We start from the raw sequence: 23,737 nt of genomic DNA on the forward strand, positions 1-23,737 counted from the left end.
TTATTTGCGTTCCCAAATTACCACAGCGGGGCCGGCGCCCCGGCGCCGCCGGCATGCGTTTCAGCTCACACGGACATAGGCTCGGGTGCATGACGACGAACGATCCGCGGCGGGGACCTGACCACCTCGGCTACTCCCCCGGCGGCCAGCGCCCGCTGCCGCAGCAGGCCAACCCGACGTGGCTGGGGCACGTCCGGCCGGAGTATTACCAGCAGGCGCCGGCGAACAACCGCGGCCGGGTCCAGCCGGTTCTCCCGCCCGCCCTGCCTCCGGTCCGGGGCGGCCGCCGCTCCGCCGGCGTGGTGGGTCTTGTGCTGGCGGGCGGGTTCCTGGCGTTCATCAGCCTGTTCCTGGTCCTGCCGTTCCTGCTGGGCAGCACCGGCATTTCCGGCTTCGTCATCGGCTTTATCGCCTCGCTGATTCCGCTGGGGACGGTGCTGCTGACGGTGCGCTTCATCGACCGCTGGGAGCCGGAGCCCAAGCCGCTGCTGCTGTTCGCCTTTGTCTGGGGAGCCGTGGTTTCGATTGCGGTGACGATGCTGATCCAGCCCTATTTCTCGCTCGTGGCGGGACCGGCCTCGGGTCTGGACTACACAACGTTCGCCGTGACGGTCCAGGCGCCGGTGGTGGAGGAATTCGCCAAGTCCCTGGGGCTGCTGTTGCTGCTGATCTTCGCCCGGAAACACTTCGACGGACCGGTCGACGGCGTGGTGTTTGCGTTCACGATCGCGGCCGGCTTCGCGTTCACCGAGAACATCCTCTACTTCGGCCGCGCGATCGCCGCGTCCAGCGATCCGGGCACGGACCTTGCGGTGGTGTTCTTCCTGCGCGGGGTCATGTCGCCGTTCGCCCACGCCATTTTCACCGGAACCACCGGCCTGATCATGGGCTTCGCGGCGCGCCGCTGGCACAACGGGCTGTCCGTGCTTGCGTTCGCCGTCGGACTCGTTCCCGCGATGCTGCTGCACAGCGCCTGGAACAGCATGGGCGAGAACTTCCTGGCCCAGTACCTGCTGGTGCAGGTGCCGATCTTCCTGCTGGCGGTCCTGGTCATCGTGCTGCTGCGGGTGGCGGAGCGCCGGCTCACCCGCCAGCGGCTCAAGGAGTACGCGGCGGCGGGCTGGTTCACCGCGGCCGAGGTGGAGATGCTGGCCACCCCCGGCGGGCGGCGTTCCGCCCTGCGCTGGGCCAAATCCGTCGGCCGGGGCCCGCAGATGACGGCGCTGCTCCATGCCGGCACCCAGCTTGCCTTCACCCGGCAGCGGATCCTCAGCGGCCGGGACGTGCCGGCGCACCAGCTCGATGAGCGGCACCAGCTTGCCGAGATCACTAAGCTCCGGGCCGCCGTGCTTCGTTAGGCGCGTTTCAGCGTGCCGTCAGGTCCCGCAGCAGCTCGAATCCCTGGCGGTCAACGGCTGCTGCCGTCGCCGAGAGCAGCACGACTGCGGCGTTTGCCTCCCGGTCGAGGCCGATCCAGCTGCTGAACCCGCCCGTGCCGCCGTTGTGCCAGGTGATCCGGCGGCCCCTGGTGTCGGTGGTGAGCCAGGCAGCGCCGATGCGGACCGCCGGGCCGGCGAAGTCCGCCACCGGGTCAAGCGCGGAGCGGCCCGGGGCGGAGCCGTCCAGGAGGGCCCGGCTCAGCCGGGCGAGGTCCTGGATGGACGCCCGGATGCCGCCGGCCGGGGCCAGGGCCTCGCCGGTCCAGGGCTGCCGGGGACGGCCCCGCCGGCTGCTGCCGATCAGGGCAGCCGGGCCCAGTTCGCCGGGGGTGGCGGGCAGGTACAGCGAGGCAAGGGCCAGCGGCCCGCAGAGCCGTGCCGTCACAAGGTCCCGGTAGCTCATCCCGGCACCGGCCGCGACCGCGTGGCCGAGGAGTTCGAACCCGAGATTGGAATACCGCGGCCGCGGTGGCCTCAGCCGGACCGCCCGGGCCTGCGCGAGCAGTTCCGCCAGGCTCTCGCCGTACGGGTTCTGCCCGCGCAGGAAAAGTGACGCCGTCCGCCGCAGCGGGGCCGCGGTTCCGGGCATCCGCGGCGGAAGCCGCGGCAGCCCCGAGGCATGCCGGCTCAGGGTGCCCAGGCTGGCGCCGGCCGCCGGGCAGTCTCCCAGCGGGAGCAGTTCCCCGAGCGGCGTGGCCGGGGATATTTCGCCCCGCCGGCAGGCACCGGCGTACAGCAGGCCGGTGATCGCCTTGGAGATCGAGCCGATCTCGAAATCGGAGCCCCGGGCGACTCCGCTGATCGCGAAGGTTGTCTGTCCACCGGCGATGGCGGCCGCGGCAAACCTCGGATGCCTGGATCCCAGCCGGGTCCGGAGTGTTGCCTCGAGCGCGGCGTCAGTGTCCACCCGGCCACGATATCCGGCTGATCAGCGCTGTGAAAGCCCGCCCTGGGACAGCAAGGACCGGGGACAGCAAGAACCGGGGACAGCAAGAACCCCGCCCGGGGTGCCCGGGCGGGGTTCTTGGTGGAGCGTGCCTAATTGCCTTACTACTCAGGCGAGCAGCGAAGGTTTCAGCTGCTGCAGCCGGCCCAGCAGGCCGTTGATGAACGACGGCGACTCGTCCGTGGAGAGGGTCTTGGCCAGTGCCACGGCCTCGCTCACGGCAACGCCGTCGGGAACGTCGTCGTTGTAGAGCAGTTCCCAGGTGCCGATCCGCAGGATGATGCGGTCCACCGAGGGCATCCGTTCCAGGGTCCAGCCCTGCGAATAGGTTTCCAGAAATTCGTCGATCGCGCTCTGGTGGGAGACAACGCCCTCAACGATTTCAAGGGTGTACGGGTTGACGATCTGGTCCGTCTGCTCCCGGCGGGATTTCAGTACATCGAACGCCGAAACGGAACGCTGTTCCGCCTCGAAGAGAACATCCAGGGCCCGGTTACGGGCCTTACCGCGTGCACTCACTAGTCGTTGACCCGCCCGAGGTAGCTGCCGTCGCGGGTGTCGACCTTGACCTTGGTGTTGTTCTCAACGAACAGCGGCACCTGGATCTCGTAGCCGGTTTCGAGGGTGGCGGGCTTGGTGCCGGCCGAGGAGCGGTCGCCCTGCAGGCCCGGCTCCGTGTAGGTGATCTCGAGCACGACGCTCGGGGGCAGTTCGATGTACAGCGGGTTGCCTTCGTGGATGGCGATGTTGACCATCTGGTTCTCCAGCATGAAGTTGGTGGCGTCACCGACCGTTGCGCCGGGAACGGTGAGCTGGTCGAAGTCGGTCGTGTCCATGAACACGAAGTCCGCGCCGTCCTGGTACAGGTACTGGTAGTCGCGGCGGTCAACCGTGGCGGTCTCGATCTTGAGTCCGGCGTTGAAGGTCTTGTCGACGACCTTGCCGGACATCACGTTACGCATCTTGGTGCGCACGAACGCGCCGCCTTTGCCGGGCTTGACGTGCTGGAACTCAATGATGTTCCAGAGCTGGCCCTCAAGCTTCAGCACGGTTCCGTTCTTGATGTCGTTAGTGGTTGCCACTGTATCCTCTGGTTTCGTTTTTGGCTGCTGCTAGCCGCCAGCCGGTTATGCCAGGCAAGCATGCCGAATGGCCCGCCAGCGCGTATTTATCAAAAATCCAAGATCCATTCTACCGGTTCTGCGGGACCGCTGCCGGACGCTCCCCTGCGGGACCTCCGCGGAGGTCCCGGCTGCGCCGCCTCAGGACGCGCGGTCCAGCTCGTCCCGGGCGCGCTGGACCGCGACGGTGGACGCGTAGATCAGGGCTGCGTCGGCGGATCCCGCCACCCGAAGGTCCAGCGCCTGGGTGAAGGATTCGACGGCGGCGGCGATGTTGCCGCTGGCGAAGTAGGACCGTCCGAGGTGCTCGCGGATGACCGCCTCGTCCGGCGTGCCGCGGGTCTCTGCGAGCAGCTGCCGGAACAGTTCCACGGCCCGGTCCAGCCGGTTGGAGACCCGCAGGACGTCCGCTTCGAAGATGCGCAGGCGCAGCGAGGACGGGTCGGTGTACCGGGCCTCGGCGAGCAGTTCTGCGGCGTCAGCGGGATGCCCTTTGACGAGGAGCACGAAGATCCGGTCGCCGGGGTCCGTCGAGGCTGCCAGCGCTTCGGCGACTGCGTCCTCGTTGACGATCTGCGGCACGAGGCTGTCGGGATTGATCCTGATCCCGGGGAACCCGGCATCCGGCCAGTCGCTGGTGCCGCCGGGGAGGAATCCCATCAGGAGGCGATCTCCTGGTACGCGGCGAACAGCAGGGAGGTGTCCGGGACGTCAAGGATGCCCGGGCGGGCCACGCCGTCGAGCACCACGAAGCGCAGCAGGTCGCCGCGGGACTTTTTGTCCCGCCGCATGCCGTCGAGCAGCGCCTGCCAGCGGTCGCGCCGGTAGGTGATGGGCAGCCCCAGGCTTTCCAGGATGCTGCGGTGCCGGTCGGCGTCGGCGTCGCTGAGGCGGCCGACACTGCGGGCCAGCTCCGCGGCGAACATCATGCCGACGGAGACGGCGGCGCCGTGGCGCCAGGAGTAGCGCTCGACCAGTTCGATCGCGTGGCCCAGGGTGTGGCCGTAGTTGAGGATTTCGCGCTGGCCGGTTTCCTTGAGGTCTTCGGAGACGACCCTGGCCTTCACCGCGATGGCGCGTTCGATGAGTTCCCGGACGGCGTCCGAGCGGGGGTCGGAGACGGCGGCCGGATCCTTTTCGATCAGCTCGAGGATGGCCGGGTCTGCGATGAAGCCGCACTTGATGACCTCGGCCATGCCGGAGATCATCTCGTTCTTGGGCAGGGTGTCCAGGGTGTCGAGGTCCGCGAGGACACCGGCCGGCGGGTGGAAGGCCCCGACGAGGTTTTTGCCTTCGGCGGTGTTGATGCCGGTCTTGCCGCCCACGGAGGCGTCCACCATGCCGAGCAGGCTGGTGGGCATGTGGATGACCTTGACGCCGCGCAGCCAGGTCGCTGCCACGAATCCGGCCAGGTCGGTCACGGCCCCGCCGCCGACGGCGACGACGGCGTCCGAGCGGGTGAAGTCGTTCTGTCCCAGCACCTGCCAGCAGAACGAGGCCACCTCGATGTGCTTGCCTTCTTCGGCGTCGGGGATCTCGGCGGTCAGCGCCGTGAAGCCGGCCGAGGCGAGTTCTTCCCTGACGGTGTCGCCGGTGAGGCGCAGCGCCCGCGGGTGGATGACCAGGACACGCTTGACCCGCTCCCCCAGCAGCCCGGGCAGGCTGGCCAGCAGGCCGCGGCCCACAACGACGTCGTAGTTCTCCCCGGGCGTCTGCCCGGTGACCTTGATGACGGTTGATTCGGTGATCACTTTTCAACTTCCTTTGTCGCCGCTGGCGTGGGTACGGCCGCGGTTCCCGCGGCCTCATACCCGCGCAGCGCAATTTCAAGCCGGTGTGCGATGTCCGGAACGGACCCGTTCCGCACATCGATGACCAGGTCGGCCAGCCGTTCGTAGACCGGCCGCCGGGTGGCGAACAGGGTCTTCCATCGTTCCATGGCGTCTCCGGCCAGGAGCGGCCGGCCGGAATTCCTACTGATGCGTTCCGCCACGGTGTCCGCATCACATTCGAGATAGACCACGGTGCAGCGCTCCAGCAGCTGCTGGGTGCCGGAGTCCAGCACGGCGCCGCCGCCCAGTGAGATTACCGTATTGCTGCCCCGCGCGTCCTCGATGGCGCGGGCGACAGCCCTGGCTTCAAGCTCACGGAAGGCGTGCTCACCGCGGCTGGCGAAGATTTCCGCGATGGATCCGTGGCTGGCCACCACCACAACGTCGGTGTCCACGAACCGGGCGCCCAGCTGCTGGGCAAGCTGCTGTCCGATGGCCGATTTTCCGACGGCCATCGGCCCGATCAGCGCAACGGGCCGGGCAGCCGCCGGGGCCGGCACGGCCGGTGTTTCGGCGGGCACTAGTGGCCGATCGAGTCCAGGGACGCCGGAATGTTGTCCAGATAACCCTTGATGTTGCGCGCGGTTTCCTGCACGGAATCGCCGCCGAACTTTTCCGTGACCGCCTCGGCCAGTACGAGCGCCACCATGGCCTCGGCGACAACCCCGGCCGCGGGGACCGCACAGACGTCGGAGCGCTGGTGGTGGGCCTTCGCGGCCTCGCCGGTGCTGACGTCGACGGTCCTGAGGGCGCGCGGCACGGTGGCGATGGGCTTCATCGCCGCGCGGACGCGGAGCACGTCGCCGATGCTCATGCCGCCTTCGATGCCGCCGGCACGGTTGGAGGTGCGGATGATCCGGCCGTCGGCGTCCTTGACGATCTCGTCGTGGGCGGCCGAGCCGCGGCGGGAGGCGGTGAGGAAGCCGTCGCCGACCTCGACGCCTTTGATGGCCTGGATGCCCATCAGGGCAGCCGCCAGCCGCGAATCGAGGCGGCGGTCCCAGTGGACGTAGCTGCCCAGTCCCGGCGGGAGTCCGTAGGCGAGGACCTCAACGACGCCGCCGAGGGTTTCGCCTTCCTTGTGCGCGATATCGACCTCGGCGACCATGGCGTCGGACGTTTCGCGGTCGAAGCACCGCAGCGGGTCGGCGTCGAGGGCAAGGACGTTGTCCGGGACCGGCAGCGGCCGGCCTTCGGGGACCGAAGTAGTGGCGATCGCCACCGTGTGGGAGACGAGTTCGATGCCGAGCTGCCTGAGGAACGCTGAGGCGACGGTGCCGAGGGCCACTCGGGTGGCCGTTTCGCGGGCGCTGGCGCGCTCCAGCACGGGGCGCGCCTCGTCGAAGCCGTATTTCTGCATGCCGGTGAAGTCGGCGTGGCCGGGCCGGGGGCGGGTCAGCGGGGCGTTGCGGGCCTGGTCGGCGAGGATCTCGGCGTCCACGGGGTCGGCAGACATGATCTGCTCCCATTTGGGCCATTCGGTGTTGCCGACCTGGATGGCCACGGGGCCGCCCTGGGTGATGCCGTGGCGGACGCCGCCGAGGATCGTGACCACATCCTGCTCGAACTTCATCCGCGCGCCGCGGCCGTAGCCGAGCCGGCGGCGGGCCAGCGAATCGGCGATCTGGGCGCTGGTGAGTTCCACACCGGCGGGCACGCCTTCGATAATTCCGACCAGTGCCGGGCCATGGGATTCACCGGCAGTCAACCAACGCAACATAAAATCCATCCTGCCATGTAAGGCGGTTAGAACACCCGTCGGGGTGCCCCGACTGCGTCACACATCACATCTATGACTTCAGCCGGCACGGCCTCGTCCAGGCCGGTGAAGTGGCGGACCTGCTCCACGGCCTGGTAGATGAGCATCTCGAGTCCGGGGATAACGGTGCCGCCGGCTTCCTGCCAGGCGGAGGCGATCCGGCTGGGCCAGGGGTCGTAGGCGACGTCCAGCAGCACGCCGGGCCTGACCGCTGTTGTCTCGGGGGACGGCGCGGCTGAGCGCCGCGCGAAGAGCTGCGCGAGTTCCTCCGCGAGGGCGTCCGCGGCCCGGGGCGGCAGCGTGGAGATGACGACGTCGGCCCCGGCGACGGCGGCAGCAGCCCCGGCCAGGGGAAGGACGCGGATGGGAAGGCCAATCGCGGCGGCGGCGGCCCGCGCCTCCGCAGCGCGGGTGACATCGCGGACGAGGATGTCGGCGTCCGGCGCGCCCAGTTCCTTCAGCGCGGCGATCGCAGCGGCCGAGGTGCCGCCACCACCCAGCACGACGGCGGTGGGCGCGGAGCCGGCCCCGGCATGGCGGAGCGCGTTGACGATTCCGGCGACGTCGGTGTTGTAGCCGACCAGGCGGGTGGTTCCGGCACTGTCTCCCGGTGCCGGAGGTTCGAACGCGACCGTGTTCACGACGCCGAGCGTGCGGGCAACGCCGCGCACCTCATCCACCTCGCGGACCATGCCGGACTTCAGCGGCATGGTGACCGACAGTCCGCGCCAGCCCTCCCCCTGCCGCACGTCTTCCCGGACCCGGGCCATAAAGGCCGGCAGCGCGTCCTCGGTCACGTCAATGGCCGAATAGTCCAGCGCGACGCCCAGGCGGGCGTACGCCGCCCGGTGCAGCGCCGGGGACTTGGAGTGGCTGATCGGGTGCCCGAGCACGGCGGCCCGGAGCGTCATACGCAGCGTCCGGGGTTTTCCTCACACCAGGCGTTGTAGCGGGCCACGTAGGTGTTGTGCTCCGCCAGCGTCTTGGAGAACAGGGTCTCCTTGGTGTCCAGGTTGATCGTGACCCAGTAGAGGTAGTCGTTCGTCTTGGGCTTGGCGGCCGCGTCAATCGCGGTCTTGCCCGGTGAGCCGATGGGTCCGACGGGCAGGCCCTGGTTGGCGTAGGTGTTGTACGGGTTGGACTTGTCGGCCTTCTGCTCCTCGTCGATGTGGAAGCTCTTGATGCCGAGCCCGTACGTCACCGTGGCGTCGGACTGGATGAGCCCGTTCGTCTCGAGGTTGTCCGGCTTGAGGCGGTTGTAGATCGCACCTGCCACATCGCCGTACTCCGCCTGGCCGCCCTCGGCCTGCACGATGCTCGCGATCGTGACGACGTCGTACTGCTTCGCGGGGTCGGTGACGCCCTGGGAGGTGAGTTCGTCCAGGGTGGTGGTCACGAGCTTCTGCAGCACGTCCTTGGCCGGGGTGCCGAGCGGGAACCGGTGCTCGCCGGGCGCGAGGAAGCCTTCGAGGTTCGCGGCCTTGGCGGGCACGCCGAACTGCGCGGGCGAGTCGCTGAGCTCCTTGAGCTGGGCGACCGGCACACCCGTGCCCGCGGAGATGGCCTCCAGCGATTCGCCGATCCTCAGCCCGGCGCTCAGCGCGAAGTACATGACCTTGCCCTGGTCCTTGTTCAGCAGCACGGCCACGGCATCGGAATTCTTCATTTCGTTGCGCATGGTGAAGTCCCCGGGGGCCAGCGCCCCGCCGGAGGCCACGAATTCCCGCAGGAACGTGTCGGCGTCCGCCACCACTTTCTTGTCCTCGAGCTCGGTCGCCACGGACCTCGGACCGGCGCCCGGCGGCACGGTGATAAGGACCTCGCCGGTGCCGGGACCCGGGTAGTCGGCCGCCGTGTCCCCGCCGAGGAGGGGCTTGAGGAACTGCGCGCCGACGGCGACGGCCACAATGAAGACCGACAGGGTCAGCAGCAGCGCCAGGAAACGCCGCCGGCGGCGGACCTTCTTGGACGGGCCCTTGGACGTAGGGATGGCGGCACCTCCGGCCAACACAACATGGCCGTCTTCCTCTTGGTATTCAGCAGGGTGACCTTCGACGCCGTCGGAGACATAGCGGGCGTCGTCGGGATGGACGGCGTGGCCGTCGTGAACCTCGGCGTCGTGATGAGGTTCGTGATAAGTGTCGTGGCCCGGCGGGACATCGGCGTAGTGCACGGCATCCGCGCCGGAAACACCGCCGGCGTACGCGTGAACGGGTTCGTAGTGGTCGGGTTCGTCGTGTTCGGGTTCGTCGTGGACGGATCCGCGGTGCGGGGCTTCTTCGTGCACGGCTTCGTCGTGCACCGGCTCTTCGTGCACGGCTTCTTCGTGCACGGGCGCCGCGGGGGCAGGCTCTTCATGCACGGTCGGGGCTGCCGCGGGCCGGTCCGGCGTATCGGCAGCCTGGATCGGCGGCGTCTGGACGGCATTATCAGCGGTGTCTCGAGCGTCGCCGGCGTCGCGGCCGGAACCGTGCCCGGCGCCGGTCGCGGCAGACGGGACGTCCTCGCCGGTCTCGAAAGCCTGCGGCGGGATATCGTCCTGGCCCTCGGTGCCCTGGACCTTCTGTTGGGCCCTGAGCTCTTTACGGGTCAGCGGTCGGCCGGCGCCGCCGAAAACTTCACCGGAGGAGTCGTCACTGTTGACCGGGCTCACTGTAGCCTTCCATTTTAGGCAGAATGCGTTGGGCAGAATGCGTGTCTAGTGCCGGACCGGCCTGAGCGCCATCCCCGGTTGGCCCCGGCGTGGACTCCGCGTAAACGCGGACTCCGACCTCCGTCCCCCTGGCCTTTTGCATATCAATTGCATGTTGCAGGATACCTGCCGCCGCAACCTGATCAACTACTTTACGGTGATTTCGGCTGCTCATGCCAGCTTCGTGCAGGCTCCGGTGGGCCGACACCGTGCTCAGGCGCTCGTCAACCAGCCGGACCGGAATGTCGGACCCGCACTCCCCCAGTTTACCCGCCAGTAGTTTTGCATAGTCCGTGGCCATCCGGGCGGAGGCATGTTCCTCGCCCTTCATCGTCCGCGGCAGGCCGACAATAATCTCCACGGCGCCGAGTTCCTCGGCCAGGGCCGCGAGGATCCGGACGTCGGTGTTCTTTTTCGCGTTCCGTTCCAGGGTGCGCAGGGGCGTCGCCAGGATGCCGTCACGGTCGCAGACGGCCACGCCGACCCTGACGGTGCCGACGTCTACCCCGAGCTTGACGCCCTGGGGGTAGTCGCCGGGCACGGCAGCTTCGTTCACGGGTCGTCCGTTATCGCCGGGTAATGGCGTCCACGACGGCCGCGAGGGCGGCGCCGACCTTGCTGGCGTCCGTGCCGCCGCCCTGGGCGACGTCGTCCTTGCCGCCGCCGCCGCCGCCGAGGATGCCGGCGGCGAGGCGCACCAGGGCGCCTGCGTTGACCCCGGCTGCCCGGGCAGCTTCGTTGGTGGCGATCAGGATCACGGGGCGGTCGTTGCTGACACCGGCGACGGCGACGGCGGCCGGCTCGGAGCCGAGACGGGTGCGCAGGTCCAGGGCCAGGCCGCGGAGGTCATCCGCGCCGCTGACCTGGCCGGCGTCGTGCGCGATGACCTTGACGCCGGCGGCGTCCTTGGCGGTGCCCGCGAGCTGCGCGGCTGCGGCCGTGAGCTGCTCCTTGCGCAGGCGTTCGAGTTCCTTTTCGGCGGTTTTGAGTTTGGTCAGCGTGGTGGCGATCCGGTCCGCGAGCAGGCCCGAGGGAACCTTGAGCATCTCGGTGAGTTCGGTCACCAGGGCGCGTTCGGCGGCTAGGTGCCGGAAGGCGTCCATGCCGACGAAGGCCTCGACGCGGCGGTTTCCCGACCCGACTGACTGCTCCCCGAGCAGGGACAGGCTGCCGATCAGCGAGGTGTTTTCGACGTGTGTGCCGCCGCAGAGCTCACGGGACCAGGCGCCGTCGATCTCCACGACGCGGACTTCGTTGCCGTAGTTCTCGCCGAAGAGTGCCATGGCGCCGAGGGCCTTGGCCTCGGCGAGCCCCATGATCTTGGTCTCCACCCGGTAGTTGTTGCGGATGGCGATGTTGGAGACTTCTTCGATTTCCGAGCGGGTGGCCGGGCTCAGGCCTTCACCCCAGGCGAAGTCGAAGCGCAGGTAGCCGGCCTTGTTGAAGGAGCCGCGCTGCAGCGCTTCCGGGCCGAGGATCTGGTGCAGGGCCGCGTGCACGATGTGGGTCCCGGTGTGGGCCTGTTCGGCGGCGTGCCGTCGTTCCCGGTCCACGGCGGCCTGGACGAGGGAGTCGGCGCCGATTTCGCCTTCCCGGACGATGGCCTTGTGCACACTCAGGCCCTTGACCGGGCGCTGGACGTCCAGGACCTCGACGACGAAGCCGTCGCCGGTGATCAGTCCGGTGTCCGCGGCCTGGCCGCCGGCTTCGGCGTAGAACGGGGTCTCGGCCAGGACGAGCTCGATCTCGTCGCCTGTGGAGGCCTGCGATACCTTGCGGCCGGAGGAGAGGATGCCGCGGACCTTGGACTCGCCCGTGAGTTCGGTGTAGCCGGTGAAGACGGTCTCGCCGGCGGACAGCAGCTCCTGGAAGGCGCTGAGATCCGCGTGGGACCCCTTCTTGCCCTTGGCGTCGGCCTGGGCGCGCTGGCGCTGTTCGAGCATGAGCTTGCGGAACTCGGGTTCGTCGACCTTCAGTCCGGCTTCTTCGGCCATTTCGAGGGTGAGGTCGATCGGGAAGCCGTAGGTGTCATGCAGGGCGAAGGCGTCGGCGCCGGAGAGCGGCCGGCCGGCGGCCTGGGACTCCTTGACGGCGTCCTCGAGGCGGGCCGTGCCGGAGGCGATGGTGCGCAGGAACGCCTTCTCCTCGGCGTACGCGATCCGGCTGATCCGGTCGAAGTCCGTCTCCACGATCGGGTAGACGCCCTTCATGGCGTCGCGGGACGCCGGCAGCAGTTCCGGCAGGCACGCCTTTTCGACGCCGAGCAGGCGCATGGAGCGCACGGCGCGACGGATCAGGCGGCGCAGCACATAGCCGCGGCCCTCGTTGGAGGGGGTGACGCCGTCGGCGATCAGCATGAGGGAGGAACGGATGTGGTCGGCGACGACGCGCATCCGGACGTCGTCGGTGTGGTGCGGGTCCTGGGGGGACTCGGCGGAGGTGTATTCCCGGCCGGAGAGCGCCGCGGCCCGGTCAATGACGGGGCGGACCTGGTCGGTCTCGTACATGTTCTCGACATCCTGGAGGATCATCGCGAGACGTTCCATGCCCAGGCCGGTGTCGATGTTCTTCTTGGGCAGTTCGCCCGTGATGTCAAAGTCCACCTTCGAGCGGACGTTGTCGATCTGGTACTGCATGAACACGAGGTTCCAGATTTCCACGTAGCGGTTCTCGTCCGCGATCGGGCCGCCCTCGACACCGTAGGCGGGGCCGCGGTCGTAGTAGATCTCGGAGCAGGGGCCGGCCGGGCCGGGCTGGCCGGTGGACCAGTAGTTGTCCGCCTTGCCCATCCGCTGGATCCGCTCGGCGGGCATGCCGGTGTTCTTGAGCCAGAGCTGCTCGGCCTCGTCGTCCTCTTCGTAGACGGTGACCCAGAGGCGCTCCGGCGGGAGGCCGTAGCCGCCGTCGTCAACGCCGGTGGTGAGCAGTTCCCACGCGAACTTGATGGCGTCTTCCTTGAAGTAATCGCCGAAGGAGAAGTTGCCGCACATCTGGAAGAAGGTGCCGTGGCGGGCGGTCTTGCCGACTTCCTCGATGTCGCCGGTCCGGATGCACTTCTGCACGCTGGTGGCGCGCTTGTAGGGGGCTTCCTCGCGGGCGGTCAGGTACGGGATGAAGGGGACCATGCCGGCGACCGTGAACAGCAGGGAAGGGTCGCTGGAGACCAGGGACGCGGACGGAACCGCCGTGTGGCCCTTGCTGACAAAAAAGTCGATCCAGCGCTTAGTGATCTCCTGCGACTTCATGAGCTGATTACATACCCTTCAATATTCACTGCGTCTGTTGTTGCGTCAGTTGTTGCGTCTGCGGTTGCGCCTGTGGTCCGCCGGAACGGTCTGGTCCCGGCCTTCGGCCGTGGCGGCGTCCCTCGTGCGGGAGCCGCCCTCCTTCAATTCTCTCCCGGCTAGCGCCGGACTGCATCCCGGCCGGCAGTGCCGTGGCCGATGGCCTTTTCCAGGCCGGCATCGATGCCGAGGGCCGAGCGGAGTTCGGTCTCGCGCTCGTTCATGCCTTCGCGGACGGCGTCGGCGAAGTCGTACAGGCCGTCGGCCAGCCGGCCCACGGCCCGGTTGAGGCCCTCAGGGCCCAGGTTGGACTGCGCCTCGGTGATCTTGCGGAACGCGATGACGCCGATGGCGACGCCGATTCCCATCCAGATGATTCTGTTCATGTCAGGTTCTCCAGCGGGGATTAGCGGCTGCGGCGGCCGGTAGCGGGCTTTTTACGGGCAGAGAAGGCCGCCCGCACGCCGTAGCTGAAGGAAGCGACCTTGATGAGTGGAGAACCTACCGTGGCGGCCATGAGCGAGGACAGCGCCGAGATGTTGGCGGACGCGTCGGAGACGTTGTTCGCGATCCCGTCGACCTTCTTCAGCTGCTCGTTGGTGGTGGAGACGGTCGCCGTTACTTCGTCCATGAGCGGGGTCGCGCCGTCGCTGATCGAACGGATCGAGGTCCGCACTTCGTCGAACACTCCCCCGAGCTTCAAAATCGGCACGGCAAGCAGCAGGACCAGCAGTGCAAACACCCCGGCCGCGATCAGGCCGGCAATATCGCCACCAGTCATAGTCGTTCATCTCCTTGTTGCGTTGTGTGCCTGCGGGCGCCTCCGGCTGATACAGCCGGCAACCGCAGAAGTCCCCCAAGTACCTTACATACAAAGAAGCCCGCGGCGCGTGCCACGGGCTTCTTTGTAAGGTGTCGCGTTGGATCTAGCGTGCGTAGAATTCCACGACGAGCTGCTCTTCGCAGGTCACGGGGACCTCGGAGCGCTTGGGGCGACGGACCAGGCGTGCCTGCAGGGCGTCAAGCTTGACGTCCAGGTAGGCCGGGACGATCGGCAGGACGTCGCGGTGGGCGCCGGCTGCTGCGACCTGGAACGGAGGCATGGTTTCGCTGCGGCTGTGAACGTGGACCAGCTGGCCCTCAGAGACGCGGAACGACGGGCGGTCAACGCGGATGCCGTCGACCAGGATGTGGCGGTGGACAACCAGCTGGCGGGCCTGGGCGATGGTGCGGGCGAAGCCGGCACGCAGCACGAGGGCGTCGAGACGCATTTCGAGCAGTTCGATCAGGTTTTCACCGGTCAGGCCCTTGGTGCGGCGTGCTTCTTCGAAGGCACGGGTCATCTGGGCTTCGCGGATGCCGTACTGGGCGCGCAGACGCTGCTTTTCGCGCAGACGTACGGCGTAGTCGGAGTCCTGCTTCTTGCGGGCACGGCCATGCTCACCGGGGCCGTACGGGCGGCGCTCCATGTACTTGGCGGCCTTGGGGGTCAGAGCAATGCCGAGTGCACGCGAGAGGCGTGCGGTACGGCGAGCACGAGTGTTGTTAGCCACTTGTGTCCTTCCAATATCTGCGGTGTGTCAGTGTTACTGGCCTCCACGATGGAGAGCATCGGCCAACCGCTGCCTTTTGCTACTGGGCACAGGGCAAACCCATCAGATGAGCATCGCAACAGCGTGCAATGCTGAAATCAAGTGGATTGTGCGTCCGTGCCTTGCCAGACAACGAACAACCCTACCATGTCGGGGCCGGCGGACAGTCAGGTCCTGACATGCATGCCCCGCCCGCCGCGGCGCCCGAACGATGCCGCGCCCAGGAATTCGACCGCCACGAACGGGGCGGTGCCGGCAACCCATTCGTCATGGCCGGGCGGAATCGCGTAGGTATCGTTGGCGCGGATCGTTGAACGCAGCCCGTCAGAGGATTCCACTTCCATCTCCCCCGAGATGCAGAACCCCAGATGGTGGTGTTCACAGAGCTCGGTCTGTTCAAAGGGTCGGATGGACTGGGACCACCGCCAGCCCGGGCCGAGGATCAGGCGCGCCACGGAATAGTCGTTCACGGTGACGAGATCGAATTCGGCGTTGTCCGGGCACCGTTTCTTGTCCGGCAGGTCAAAGGACTTAACGGCCAGGGCAGTGACGAAATTGACGGGCATGGGATGCACGACCTTGTGACTTGGGCAACGAAGCCTTACATGTAGACAGACTATTGACGTGCCGGCCGCCAACCTGGGTCCGGGAAGCGAAGAGCCGGCAATATGTGCTGCTGTCCCCACCAGGCACGCACGTTCAGCAGGTCCTTGCTGACTTAAGTCCACGTTAGACCTCGAGGGCGCGAAGTCAACGTCCACTTTCCGGGCCCGCCGGTCACTTGCCCCGGATGATCCTGCGCAGCCGCTCCAGCCGTGTGGAGATGTCCCGTTCGGCGCCGTTGGCGGTCGGCTCGTAGTAGTTGCGCCCCACGAGGTCGTCCGGCGGGTACTGCTGCGTGGCCACCGAGTGCGGCGCGTCATGGGCGTACTTGTAGCCCTGCCCGTGGCCCAGCTGTTTGGATCCCGGGTAGTGGGCATCGCGCAGGTGGGCGGGAATGCCGTTGCCCAGCCCGGCGCGGACGTCGGCGATGGCCTGGTTGATGCCCATGTAGGCGGCGTTGGATTTGGGTGCGGTGGCGAGGTGGACGACGGCCTCGGCCAGGATGATGCGGCCCTCGGGCATGCCGATCAGCTGGACGGCCTGGGCGGCGGCCACGGCGGTCTGCAGCGCCGTCGGATCAGCCATTCCCACGTCCTCGGCCGCGGAGATGACGATGCGGCGGGCCACGAATTTCGGGTCCTCCCCGGCTTCGAGCATCCGGGCGAGGTAGTGCAGGGCCGCGTCGACGTCGGATCCCCGGATCGACTTGATGAAGGCACTGGCGACGTCGTAGTGCTGGTCGCCGGCGCGGTCATAGCGCACGGACGCAACGTCGAGGGCACGCTCCGTGTGTTTAAGTTCGATCTTCATCGGAGCTTCCCCGGCGGCTGCGACTGCTCCGACTGTGGCTGCTCCGACTGCGTCGGTGTCGTCCGCGTCCCCGAAGGCGACGCCGGCCGCCGCTTCGAGCGCGGTCAGCGCCCGGCGGGCGTCCCCGCCGGAGAGCCGGACCAGGTGCGCCAGGGCGTCGTCGCTGAGTTCGACCTTGCCGCCGAGCCCGCGGGCGTCGGCGGCGGCCCGCAGCAGCAGGCCCTCGACGTCGGCGTCGGTAAGCGGTTTGAGGGTCAGCAGCAGGGACCGGGAGAGCAGCGGGGAGACGACGGAGAAGGACGGGTTTTCGGTGGTCGCGGCGACCAGGACCACCCACCGGTTCTCGACGCCGGGCAGCAGCGCGTCCTGCTGGGCTTTGTTGAAGCGGTGGATCTCGTCCAGGAACAGCACGGTGGTGGTCTTGAAGAGGTCGCGGGCGGTGAGGGCCTCGTCCATGACGCGGCGGACGTCCTTGACGCCGGCGGTGATGGCGGAGAGTTCGACGAATTTCCGTCCGGGGCCCTTGGCGATGACGTGGGCGAGCGTGGTTTTGCCGGTGCCGGGAGGCCCCCAGAGAATCAGCGAACTGGGACCTGCGGGGCCGGTGGCGTCCGTGCCGGCGGCGAGCTGGCGCAGCGGCGAGCCCTGTCCGAGGAGATGCTGCTGTCCGACGACGTCATCGAGGGTCCGCGGCCGCATCCGGACGGCGAGCGGGCTGCGCGGCGAGGCGGCGCGGGCCGCCCCCGATTCCTCGGCGTCGCCGTCGTCCTCGATAGCGCCGCCGCTGTCCCGTCCTGCGCCAAAGAGATCATCCACATAGATAGGCTACTTCTAGTTCCCGCCAGCCCCGACACCCTCACAACGGAGACCGCGCCATGACAACCACCGAGACCCGTGTGGCGTTCGTCTCCGGTGCCCGGCTGCCGGGCTGGGTGGAGCGCTTCGCCGCGAGCCACGGCCCCCTCAGCGAGGAGGAGCTCGACGGCGGGCTGCAGCTAAGTGCCGCGGACGGGGCCGTGGCGCTGCTGCAGGCGCCGTGGCCCGTGGACGGCCGTCCGGGGCGCGGCAGCGACGCCGTCGCCCGCCTCGCCTCCCTCGCGTCCCAGCCGCGGAGCATTGGGGCCGTTCTGGTCCGGCGCGGAGGGTATTCCGTGGCGGTGGTCAGCGGCGGGGCGGTTCTCGCGTCCAAGACAGGCACTCGGCATGTCCAGTCCCGGACGGCGGCCGGAGGCTGGTCCCAGCAGCGCTTTGCCCGGCGGCGGGCGAACCAGGCCGATGCCCTGGTGGAGGCCGTGGCGGACCATGCCGCCCGGATCTTCGCGGATCACCGGATCGAGTATCTGGCGCCCGGCGGCGACCGGACCCTGGCCGACCAGGTCCTCGCCGAACCGGTGCTGAAGCAGTACGCCGCCCGGCCGAGGCTCGCGTTCCTGGACGTCCCGGACCCGCGCGCCGCGGTGCTGAAGAAGGCCGCCGCGGACCTGTGCGCGGTGCGCATTCTGGTGACGGATCCGCCGGCGTAAGCGGCGGAATAACAGGAGACAGCTCTCGTTGTCGAAGAACGTGACTCCTATACTGACCGTGTGGAAACAGCACTGCTCTTCGGTGTGGTGGCTTCCAGCGCCCTGATCGCGGGGGCTTTCGTGGGAGTCCGTTTTGAGTTGCCCAAGCGGTTCCTCGCGATGCTCCTGTCCTTCGCTGCCGGGGCACTGATAACGGCCCTAACGTTCGAGCTGTTCGAGGACGCTTACGAACGCGGCGGCATTGTGCGGGCCGCACTCGGGCTGCTGGCGGGTGCTTTGGTATTCACCATCTTGAGCGCGCTTCTGGACCGGTGGGCGCAGCCCGGATCCCATCCGACTCCCGCTGACGAGTTTCGGGGAAGCGCGAAGCTCGATACCGATGCCGCCGCCGCTGAAAAAGCGCCGGGCAAGGTGTCCACCCGTGGTGCCGCCGGAATGGCCCTGCTGGCCGCGGTGACACTCGACGGTGTGCCGGAAAACGTGGCCCTGGGCGTCGCCTTGGGCGAGGGTACCGGCGGCCTGGCCCTTTTGGCCGCGATCTTCGTCTCCAATCTTCCGGAGGCACTGGTGGGTGCCGCTTCGATGCGCAGCCAGGGCCGGTCCTCGGGGGCCGTCATGGGCCTGTGGACTATCTGCGCTGTGCTTCTGGTGGCCGCCGTCGTGCTGGGCGCCGGCCCTCTGTCGGGGGCGGATCCCAAAACTGTTTCCCTGCCGCTGGCCTTCGCGGCGGGGGCAGTCATCGCCTCTCTGGCAGACACTCTGATGCCAGAAGCCTTCGAGCACGGCGGCCCTGCCGTCGCCTTGAGCACGGCTGCGGGCTTCGTCCTCTCCTACGTGCTCTCACTCGGTTGACGCGGATGCCTCGCAGCACAGCAATTTAGTCAGCCTACTTATCGTTTAGCGGAATTGGGACTAAAATAATGTCACCAGCCGCCAGACGCCGGCGGTCCGACTGTAGGGAGAAACGCTATGGGAGTGGATGACAAACTCGGCAACGCCGCCCAAAAGCTAGCGGGCAAAGGCAAGGAAGCCGCCGGTAAGGCCTCAGGAGACGAGAGACTGCAGGCTGAAGGCAAAGGTGACCAGGCTGCCGCCGACGTCAAGCAGGCCGGCGAAAAGGTCAAGGACGCGTTCAAGGACGCCTCCAAGGACTAGCCTGAAGACAAAGAAACGGTGCGGCTCCCCCGGCGGGAGCTGCACCTTTCTTGAGTCCGTCCCGATCTCAAGTGCGCCGGTCGTCCAAGTCGTTGGGAAGCACTATATCGGCCGGGTTGTCGCTCGATCCGCGCACGATGACGCGTGGCGAGCCCAGGAAGGGGCCCTGCAGCCACATCGGCACCCCCGCGATCCAGCCTACGATCCAGAAGCTCGCAGTGGCGAGGGCCATCAGTGCGATGCCGCCCCACAAAGCCCACGGAGTCCAGGTCCGGCCGAGCATCTCCTGGCCAAGCTCAGTGCCGCCGGCGACCGCGGCCAGCATGCCCAGAATGAGGAACAAGCCGATGAAACCGCCCCCGGCCCGGATCGCCTCGCCGCCGAGAACCGCTGCCAGCAGGAGGGGGAGCGTGATTCCGCCGATGATGAGGGCACCGGCCGCAGTTACGAGGTCATCCCGTGCGTCCCTGGCGACAGTGTCACTGAGAGCTCCCAGGACGAAACCGGCGATGACCGAAACCAGCATGAAGCTGACGAGGACGGTGGTGGCCATTTTGATGAAGCGGTCGCTGAACCGGAACGTTCCGTCCGGCCGACGGTCCGGCGCGGGTGCGGCCTGTCGCGTCGGCGCCCACGACTCCAGCTGCGTTGCTGAATTCCACTTCATAAGTTCGCTCCCTATGCAACGATTCACCGATTACTCGATCAAATGGATAATTCGAGCATACGGCGTCAAAGGTGAGCCAACCCGCCGGATTACCGCTTCGTCGGCGTTGAACGGAGGCGCGAGGCCCAAACCACGCCCGCAACGACCTGCAGAAGACTCACTGCCCGCGTCAGTTCGGGATGCTTGGCCCACATGCGCATACTCTTACGCCACGGCTCCGGGCCGAATTCCCACCGGGTCGAATGCTGCACCGGAAACAACGCTCCGAGCACACCGTCACCGATGGCCATCATGGCCGCGGATTCCGCAATAACAGCTTTCATGAGAGCCTCCGTGAATTGTGGCCGTCGACGGCTGGTCCGGCAATCTGGCCGAAAGGGGGCGTGTGCCCTTCACCCGATTGTTCTCCGGCCGGGATCAGGGCTCCCAGTGCTGAAAGGCCCTGTCCCCCTGCCGTCGGCCCACGAGCGGCCAGACAGGCGCACAACGTACCCGAGCCGGACGAGGTGTACAGTCAGATCCGGCCCGATAACCGACGCCCACCATCGGCCGTCCCTGACTGCGGGTTGCGCATTAGATTGGTCCGATGACGGATGAAGAGGTTCTCGCCGGCGGTAACTCGACCCTCGTGACGAGAGTAGGCCAGACCGTGCGGCGGACGGCTGGGCCGTGGACGCCCGCCGTTCATGCGTTCTCGACGCCGTCCGGGCCGAGGGCGTCAACGAGGTCCCCGAGCCCCTCGGCCTGGACGAACGTGGGCGGGAGGTCCTCACCTTCATTCCGGGCGAGGCTGCGCACTACCCGCTGCCGCAGTGGGTCTGGGCCGGGTCGATCCTGCACGACGCAGGGGCGTTGCTGCGACGTATCCACGACGCCAGCGTTGGCCTTGCCCGGGCGGACCTCAGGTGGCAATTGCCGACCCACCACCCGGCGGAGGTCGTGTGCCATAACGACACCGCGCCGTACAACATGGTTTTCCGGGACGGACGGCTGGCGGCCCTCATCGACTTTGACACTGCCTCGCCTGGACCAAGAGTTTGGGACTTCGCCTACTTGGCGTACCGGCTGGTTCCCTTAGGCGAAAACGGCGGGGACACAGCCCCCGGCGCCGACGCGAGGCGCTCCCGGCTTGATGACTTGATCAGGGCCTACGGCTTTCCCTTTGAGCACCGCAGTGTCTATGAAACCCTTGTGGCCCGGCTGAACGAACTGGCCGAATTCACGGACAGGCGCGCTGCGGTCACGGGCCGAACGGACTTCCTCGACCATTCCGCCATGTACCGTCGCGATCGCGACGCAGTTTCCGCGTTCGTCACCCAGGCTGGATAGCCGGCACAGCGGCTGCCTAGCTGGAAGCCCCCTGCAGATGGAAGCGCGCTACCGTCACCAGTGCGGTGTCGGCAATGTGAGGGTAGTGGCGTCTCAGTCCCTTGAGCAGAGCTTCCAGTGATGAGGCCCCTTCAATCTCCGCGTGCTCCGGTGTCAGTGCGTCGAATCGGACCTGTTCAACCTCGTCAATCACTCCGTGCAGACGGCGGTATCCATCGTTGTCTTCGAAGATGAAAAGTGCAGGTCCTATGTCAACGGGGTCGTGATACCGGGTGGTTGCTGTCTTCAGTCCGGATCGGATGGGCTCAAAGTAGGCGCTGTTGAAGCGGACGAACCGTTCGGCTGCGGCCCCGGGGTAGCGGTAGGTGAACGGCAACAGTTCGTGGATTGGCCTGCAGTCCACCCCGTCCGACGTGGGCACGACGACGAAACAGTCCGGGTGAAGATCGAGGAGGGTCTGCCGGCAGCGTCCGCAGGGCGCCAGGACACCCCTGTCGTCGTTGCCGACCGCCACCATGGTTGTCAGTGGCCCGGCGCCGGCCGTGGCCGCTGCCCCGAGAACGACAAGTTCGGCGCACGGGCCACCGGTGAAGTGGTAGACGTTTGTGCCGGTGAAGATTCGTCCTTCCGTGTCCATGGCGGCGGCTGCGACAGTGTGGTTCGGGTTGTCACCGATCCGACCTACAAGTTCGTTTGCAGCGTCGAGCACACGCTGTTCGTTGGCATACAACACCGGATCATCCTCGCACGGGCTCCCGCCCGAGTCGCGGACCGCGGCGCGGGACCCTTCTGCCTAAGCTCTACCCATGCGTTCTCACACAGACCCGCTTCCGCATCCGCCGAGGCGGGTGCTCGTGGCCGGGGTATCGGGAGTGGGCAAGACAACACTTGCCGGGCGAATCGCCGCCCTCACGGGAGGTCCGCACACAGAGATCGACGCGCTCTTCCACGGACCGGCGTGGACGCCCCGACCCGGGTTTCTCGGCGACGTCCGATCGCTGATCAGGACCGACGCGTGGACCACCGAGTGGCAGTACGACGACGCGCGGCCGCTGCTCGCCGGGAACGCAGACCTGCTGGTCTGGCTCGATTTTCCCTTTGTGCGCGTCACGCTCCCCCGGCTCGTCCGGCGCACCATCCGCCGGCGGCTGAGCCGGGAAGAGCTGTGGAACGGCAACATCGAAGCCCCGCTGCGGACGGTCCTGACCGATCGTGAACACATCGTGCGCTGGGCCATCAGGTCCAGGCGGAATTACACGGCGGCAGTGCCCCGCCTCATCCATGACCACCCGGACCTGGTCGTTGTGCGGCTGCGTTCGCCACGGGAAGCTGAAGCATGGCTGACCGGGCCGCTGACCTGCGCCACCGGCGCGGACGCACCTGACTGACGAAGGAAGCGGTTAGCCTGTCCAGATGACTGCTGATACTCGTCTCGACAGCGTTCGGTCGACATATGACGTGGTGGCGGACAGCTACGCGAGCCTGCTCCCGGACGCCGGCTTTGAAGCACCGACGGACCGCGGCATGATCGACGCGTTCGTCAGACATGTGACCGAGGGACCGGCCCGTCCGGTCGTCGACGCCGGCTGCGGCACAGGCCGCATGACCCGGTTGCTGGCGTCGCTGGGTGTGGCTGTTTCAGGGATCGATCTGTCCGCCGGAATGATTGCCGTCGCCCGCAGGACATCGCCGGGGATCCCCTTTGAGGTTGCCGAGCTGTCGGAACTTCCATATGCGGACACGCAGCTGGGCGGAGTCTTCGCCTGGTACTCGATCATTCATACGCCGCCCGAGGATCTCCCCCGGATCTTTGCCGAGTTCTTCCGCGTCCTGGCGCCCGGGGGTCATACACTGCTCGGCTTCCAGGTCGGCGAGGGCCGCCGGCATCTCTCCCGCGCCTACGGGCACGACGTGTCGCTGGAGGCCCACCTCTTTACACCGGGGCTCATCGCCGGGCACCTGACCGGCGCCGGCTTCACCGTGACCGCTCAAATGACTCGCCAGGCACGTGCGCATGAAAAGACGCCGCAGGCGGTCCTTCTTGCCCGGCGGCCGGCCACGGAGGTATAGCCCCGCCGGAAATTCCGGGCGTCAGTGCCAGGCCGCCGTGGTCCGCACGGCGCCCTGCTGTTCGGTGCTGCCTGTCTCAGCAGCCGGTCAGGTGCCGCTTGGGCCGTTCCTGCCGGTAGAGGTACCGGCCGGCTTCCTGGAAACCGGCGCGGGCGTAGAGTTCCCGGGCGCCGGCGTTGGAGGCCATCACCAGGAGCCAGTAGCCACTGAGGCCCCGGGCTCCCCCTGCGCGCAGCAGGGCCTGCAGAATCCGCGCGGCGTGGCCGTTCCGCCGGGCATCCGGGCGGGTCGCCATGCAGTACAGCCCGCCTGTCCCGCCCGGCGGAAGGGCAAGGCGTCCGACGGCGGCGGGCCGGCCGTCGTCGTCCCGCACGAGGGCGTACAGCGAGGGGCAGCGTTCGAGGATCCCGCGGGCGGAGGCGAGGGCGGTGTCGTCGCCGCGGCCGTCCACGCTCCACCAGAGCCGCAGCCACTCCCGGGAGGGCTCGGCGGAGATTTCGACGCCGCTGTCTGTGCCCGGGGAATCAGTGCCGCCGTCCCGTACCAGCACCAGGGTCTCGGACTGCCGGGTGAACCCCTCTTCATCCAGTACGGCGTTGAGCGGCACATATCGCGGGTCCTCGAAGACCTGGAAGATCAGCGGCAGCCGGCGGTTCCGGTACCAGAGGCGCGCCTCCCGGAGCGCCGCGAGCAGCCTGTGGGGGTCCGCTCCGGGTTCGCGGGGCCAGACGGAGTTGGCCCGCTGCGTCACGCCGGAGGCGGCGCGGAGCACCCAGCCGCCGGACTCCTCCCGCTCGGCGGCAGACCATGCGGCGTCCATCAGTTCCTCGAGCCTGGTCATCGGTTCCTGCTCCATCGGGCCCCTTCCGTCGGGCACATCGTCCGGTATGTCCCGGGAGGAGGTCCGGGACAGCA

General features: G+C 67.8%; 27 protein-coding genes. 7 read left to right on the forward strand and 20 right to left on the reverse strand.

Annotated features, from left to right (window positions below):
• Positions 1 to 89: 89 nt before the first annotated feature.
• Positions 90 to 1,358, forward strand: coding sequence for a PrsW family intramembrane metalloprotease (locus tag AC06G6_RS10570; RefSeq protein ID WP_479821804.1), 1,269 nt, complete (start codon positions 90 to 92; stop codon positions 1,356 to 1,358).
• 7 nt (positions 1,359 to 1,365) lie between these two features.
• Here the strand turns inward: AC06G6_RS10570 and AC06G6_RS10575 are convergent, their stop codons facing one another.
• The 16 genes from AC06G6_RS10575 to AC06G6_RS10650 form a co-directional block, all read right to left on the reverse strand.
• Positions 1,366 to 2,346 carry a serine hydrolase domain-containing protein gene (locus tag AC06G6_RS10575; protein ID WP_479821806.1) on the reverse strand — a complete coding sequence of 327 codons (981 nt, stop codon included), beginning with the start codon at positions 2,344 to 2,346 and terminating at the stop codon, positions 1,366 to 1,368.
• Positions 2,347 to 2,493: 147 nt separating this feature from the next.
• The gene (gene nusB, locus AC06G6_RS10580) at positions 2,494 to 2,904 is read right to left on the reverse strand and encodes a transcription antitermination factor NusB (protein WP_069951903.1); all 411 of its coding nucleotides are present in this window, start codon (positions 2,902 to 2,904) and stop codon (positions 2,494 to 2,496) included.
• Positions 2,904 to 3,467, reverse strand: coding sequence for an elongation factor P (gene efp, locus AC06G6_RS10585; protein WP_056429593.1), 564 nt, complete (start codon positions 3,465 to 3,467; stop codon positions 2,904 to 2,906). Before efp ends, nusB begins: the two co-directional genes overlap by 1 nt.
• 180 nt (positions 3,468 to 3,647) lie before the next feature.
• Positions 3,648 to 4,166, reverse strand: a complete 519-nt coding sequence (locus tag AC06G6_RS10590) for a tetratricopeptide repeat protein (protein ID WP_479821808.1) — start codon at positions 4,164 to 4,166, stop codon at positions 3,648 to 3,650.
• Positions 4,166 to 5,257: a 3-dehydroquinate synthase gene (aroB, locus tag AC06G6_RS10595; RefSeq protein ID WP_479821810.1), complete on the reverse strand. Its 1,092-nt coding sequence runs from the start codon at positions 5,255 to 5,257 to the stop codon at positions 4,166 to 4,168. The genes AC06G6_RS10590 and aroB overlap by 1 nt, the downstream gene beginning before the upstream one ends.
• Complete coding sequence (locus AC06G6_RS10600; RefSeq protein WP_479828631.1) at positions 5,254 to 5,793, reverse strand: shikimate kinase; 540 nt, start codon at positions 5,791 to 5,793, stop codon at positions 5,254 to 5,256. The genes aroB and AC06G6_RS10600 overlap by 4 nt, the downstream gene beginning before the upstream one ends.
• A gap of 65 nt (positions 5,794 to 5,858) precedes the next feature.
• Positions 5,859 to 7,058: a chorismate synthase gene (gene aroC, locus AC06G6_RS10605; protein ID WP_479821812.1), complete on the reverse strand. Its 1,200-nt coding sequence runs from the start codon at positions 7,056 to 7,058 to the stop codon at positions 5,859 to 5,861.
• A gap of 26 nt (positions 7,059 to 7,084) precedes the next feature.
• Positions 7,085 to 8,008, reverse strand: coding sequence for a shikimate dehydrogenase (locus AC06G6_RS10610; RefSeq protein ID WP_479821814.1), 924 nt, complete (start codon positions 8,006 to 8,008; stop codon positions 7,085 to 7,087).
• Complete coding sequence (gene mltG, locus AC06G6_RS10615) at positions 8,005 to 9,750, reverse strand: endolytic transglycosylase MltG (protein ID WP_479821816.1); 1,746 nt, start codon at positions 9,748 to 9,750, stop codon at positions 8,005 to 8,007. Before mltG ends, AC06G6_RS10610 begins: the two co-directional genes overlap by 4 nt.
• Positions 9,731 to 10,345, reverse strand: a complete 615-nt coding sequence (ruvX, locus tag AC06G6_RS10620) for a Holliday junction resolvase RuvX (protein ID WP_479821818.1) — start codon at positions 10,343 to 10,345, stop codon at positions 9,731 to 9,733. Before ruvX ends, mltG begins: the two co-directional genes overlap by 20 nt.
• 10 nt (positions 10,346 to 10,355) lie before the next feature.
• Positions 10,356 to 13,034, reverse strand: coding sequence for an alanine--tRNA ligase (gene alaS / locus AC06G6_RS10625; RefSeq protein WP_479821820.1), 2,679 nt, complete (start codon positions 13,032 to 13,034; stop codon positions 10,356 to 10,358).
• A gap of 158 nt (positions 13,035 to 13,192) precedes the next feature.
• Entirely contained in the window at positions 13,193 to 13,459 is a 267-nt protein-coding gene (locus AC06G6_RS10630) for a DUF6167 family protein (RefSeq protein WP_307465325.1), read from the reverse strand.
• A gap of 20 nt (positions 13,460 to 13,479) precedes the next feature.
• Positions 13,480 to 13,854, reverse strand: a complete 375-nt coding sequence (locus AC06G6_RS10635; RefSeq protein WP_282383455.1) for a DUF948 domain-containing protein — start codon at positions 13,852 to 13,854, stop codon at positions 13,480 to 13,482.
• A gap of 145 nt (positions 13,855 to 13,999) precedes the next feature.
• Positions 14,000 to 14,626, reverse strand: a complete 627-nt coding sequence (rpsD, locus tag AC06G6_RS10640) for a 30S ribosomal protein S4 (RefSeq protein WP_282383458.1) — start codon at positions 14,624 to 14,626, stop codon at positions 14,000 to 14,002.
• 206 nt (positions 14,627 to 14,832) lie between these two features.
• Positions 14,833 to 15,231, reverse strand: coding sequence for a cupin domain-containing protein (locus tag AC06G6_RS10645; protein ID WP_479821823.1), 399 nt, complete (start codon positions 15,229 to 15,231; stop codon positions 14,833 to 14,835).
• A gap of 211 nt (positions 15,232 to 15,442) precedes the next feature.
• Complete coding sequence (locus AC06G6_RS10650) at positions 15,443 to 16,894, reverse strand: replication-associated recombination protein A (RefSeq protein ID WP_479821825.1); 1,452 nt, start codon at positions 16,892 to 16,894, stop codon at positions 15,443 to 15,445.
• Positions 16,895 to 16,953: 59 nt separating this feature from the next.
• Between AC06G6_RS10650 and AC06G6_RS10655 the strand changes: the two genes are divergently transcribed.
• From AC06G6_RS10655 to AC06G6_RS10665, 3 genes are all read left to right on the forward strand, one after another.
• Positions 16,954 to 17,601 (forward strand): acVLRF1 family peptidyl-tRNA hydrolase, encoded by a 648-nt coding sequence (locus AC06G6_RS10655; protein ID WP_479821827.1) that lies wholly within the window; start codon positions 16,954 to 16,956, stop codon positions 17,599 to 17,601.
• A gap of 60 nt (positions 17,602 to 17,661) precedes the next feature.
• On the forward strand, positions 17,662 to 18,453 hold the full coding sequence (locus AC06G6_RS10660; protein WP_479821829.1) for a ZIP family metal transporter: 792 nt from the start codon (positions 17,662 to 17,664) through the stop codon (positions 18,451 to 18,453).
• 117 nt (positions 18,454 to 18,570) lie between these two features.
• Positions 18,571 to 18,756 carry a CsbD family protein gene (locus AC06G6_RS10665; RefSeq protein WP_479821831.1) on the forward strand — a complete coding sequence of 62 codons (186 nt, stop codon included), beginning with the start codon at positions 18,571 to 18,573 and terminating at the stop codon, positions 18,754 to 18,756.
• Between the two features lie 67 nt (positions 18,757 to 18,823).
• On the opposite strand, the gene AC06G6_RS10670 is transcribed toward AC06G6_RS10665, so the two are convergent.
• Both AC06G6_RS10670 and AC06G6_RS10675 read right to left on the reverse strand, forming a co-directional pair.
• Positions 18,824 to 19,423: a hypothetical protein gene (locus AC06G6_RS10670; protein ID WP_479821833.1), complete on the reverse strand. Its 600-nt coding sequence runs from the start codon at positions 19,421 to 19,423 to the stop codon at positions 18,824 to 18,826.
• Positions 19,424 to 19,512: 89 nt separating this feature from the next.
• The gene (locus AC06G6_RS10675) at positions 19,513 to 19,746 is read right to left on the reverse strand and encodes a hypothetical protein (protein WP_479821835.1); all 234 of its coding nucleotides are present in this window, start codon (positions 19,744 to 19,746) and stop codon (positions 19,513 to 19,515) included.
• 346 nt (positions 19,747 to 20,092) lie between these two features.
• Here AC06G6_RS10675 and AC06G6_RS10680 point away from each other — a divergent pair, with 346 nt between their 5' ends.
• Complete coding sequence (locus AC06G6_RS10680) at positions 20,093 to 20,752, forward strand: phosphotransferase (protein WP_479821837.1); 660 nt, start codon at positions 20,093 to 20,095, stop codon at positions 20,750 to 20,752.
• A 16-nt stretch (positions 20,753 to 20,768) separates the two neighbouring features.
• Here AC06G6_RS10680 and AC06G6_RS10685 read toward each other — a convergent pair whose 3' ends face one another.
• Positions 20,769 to 21,485: an ASCH domain-containing protein gene (locus AC06G6_RS10685; protein WP_479821839.1), complete on the reverse strand. Its 717-nt coding sequence runs from the start codon at positions 21,483 to 21,485 to the stop codon at positions 20,769 to 20,771.
• A 73-nt stretch (positions 21,486 to 21,558) separates the two neighbouring features.
• On the opposite strand from AC06G6_RS10685, the gene AC06G6_RS10690 reads away from it, so the two are divergent.
• Both AC06G6_RS10690 and AC06G6_RS10695 read left to right on the forward strand, forming a co-directional pair.
• The gene (locus tag AC06G6_RS10690; protein WP_479821841.1) at positions 21,559 to 22,140 is read left to right on the forward strand and encodes a P-loop NTPase family protein; all 582 of its coding nucleotides are present in this window, start codon (positions 21,559 to 21,561) and stop codon (positions 22,138 to 22,140) included.
• A gap of 25 nt (positions 22,141 to 22,165) precedes the next feature.
• The gene (locus AC06G6_RS10695) at positions 22,166 to 22,822 is read left to right on the forward strand and encodes a class I SAM-dependent DNA methyltransferase (protein ID WP_479821843.1); all 657 of its coding nucleotides are present in this window, start codon (positions 22,166 to 22,168) and stop codon (positions 22,820 to 22,822) included.
• Positions 22,823 to 22,898: 76 nt separating this feature from the next.
• Here AC06G6_RS10695 and AC06G6_RS10700 read toward each other — a convergent pair whose 3' ends face one another.
• Positions 22,899 to 23,678 (reverse strand): GNAT family N-acetyltransferase, encoded by a 780-nt coding sequence (locus tag AC06G6_RS10700; RefSeq protein WP_479821845.1) that lies wholly within the window; start codon positions 23,676 to 23,678, stop codon positions 22,899 to 22,901.
• Positions 23,679 to 23,737 lie beyond the last annotated feature (59 nt).

The organism is Arthrobacter sp. CJL-S3 (assembly GCF_056711635.1).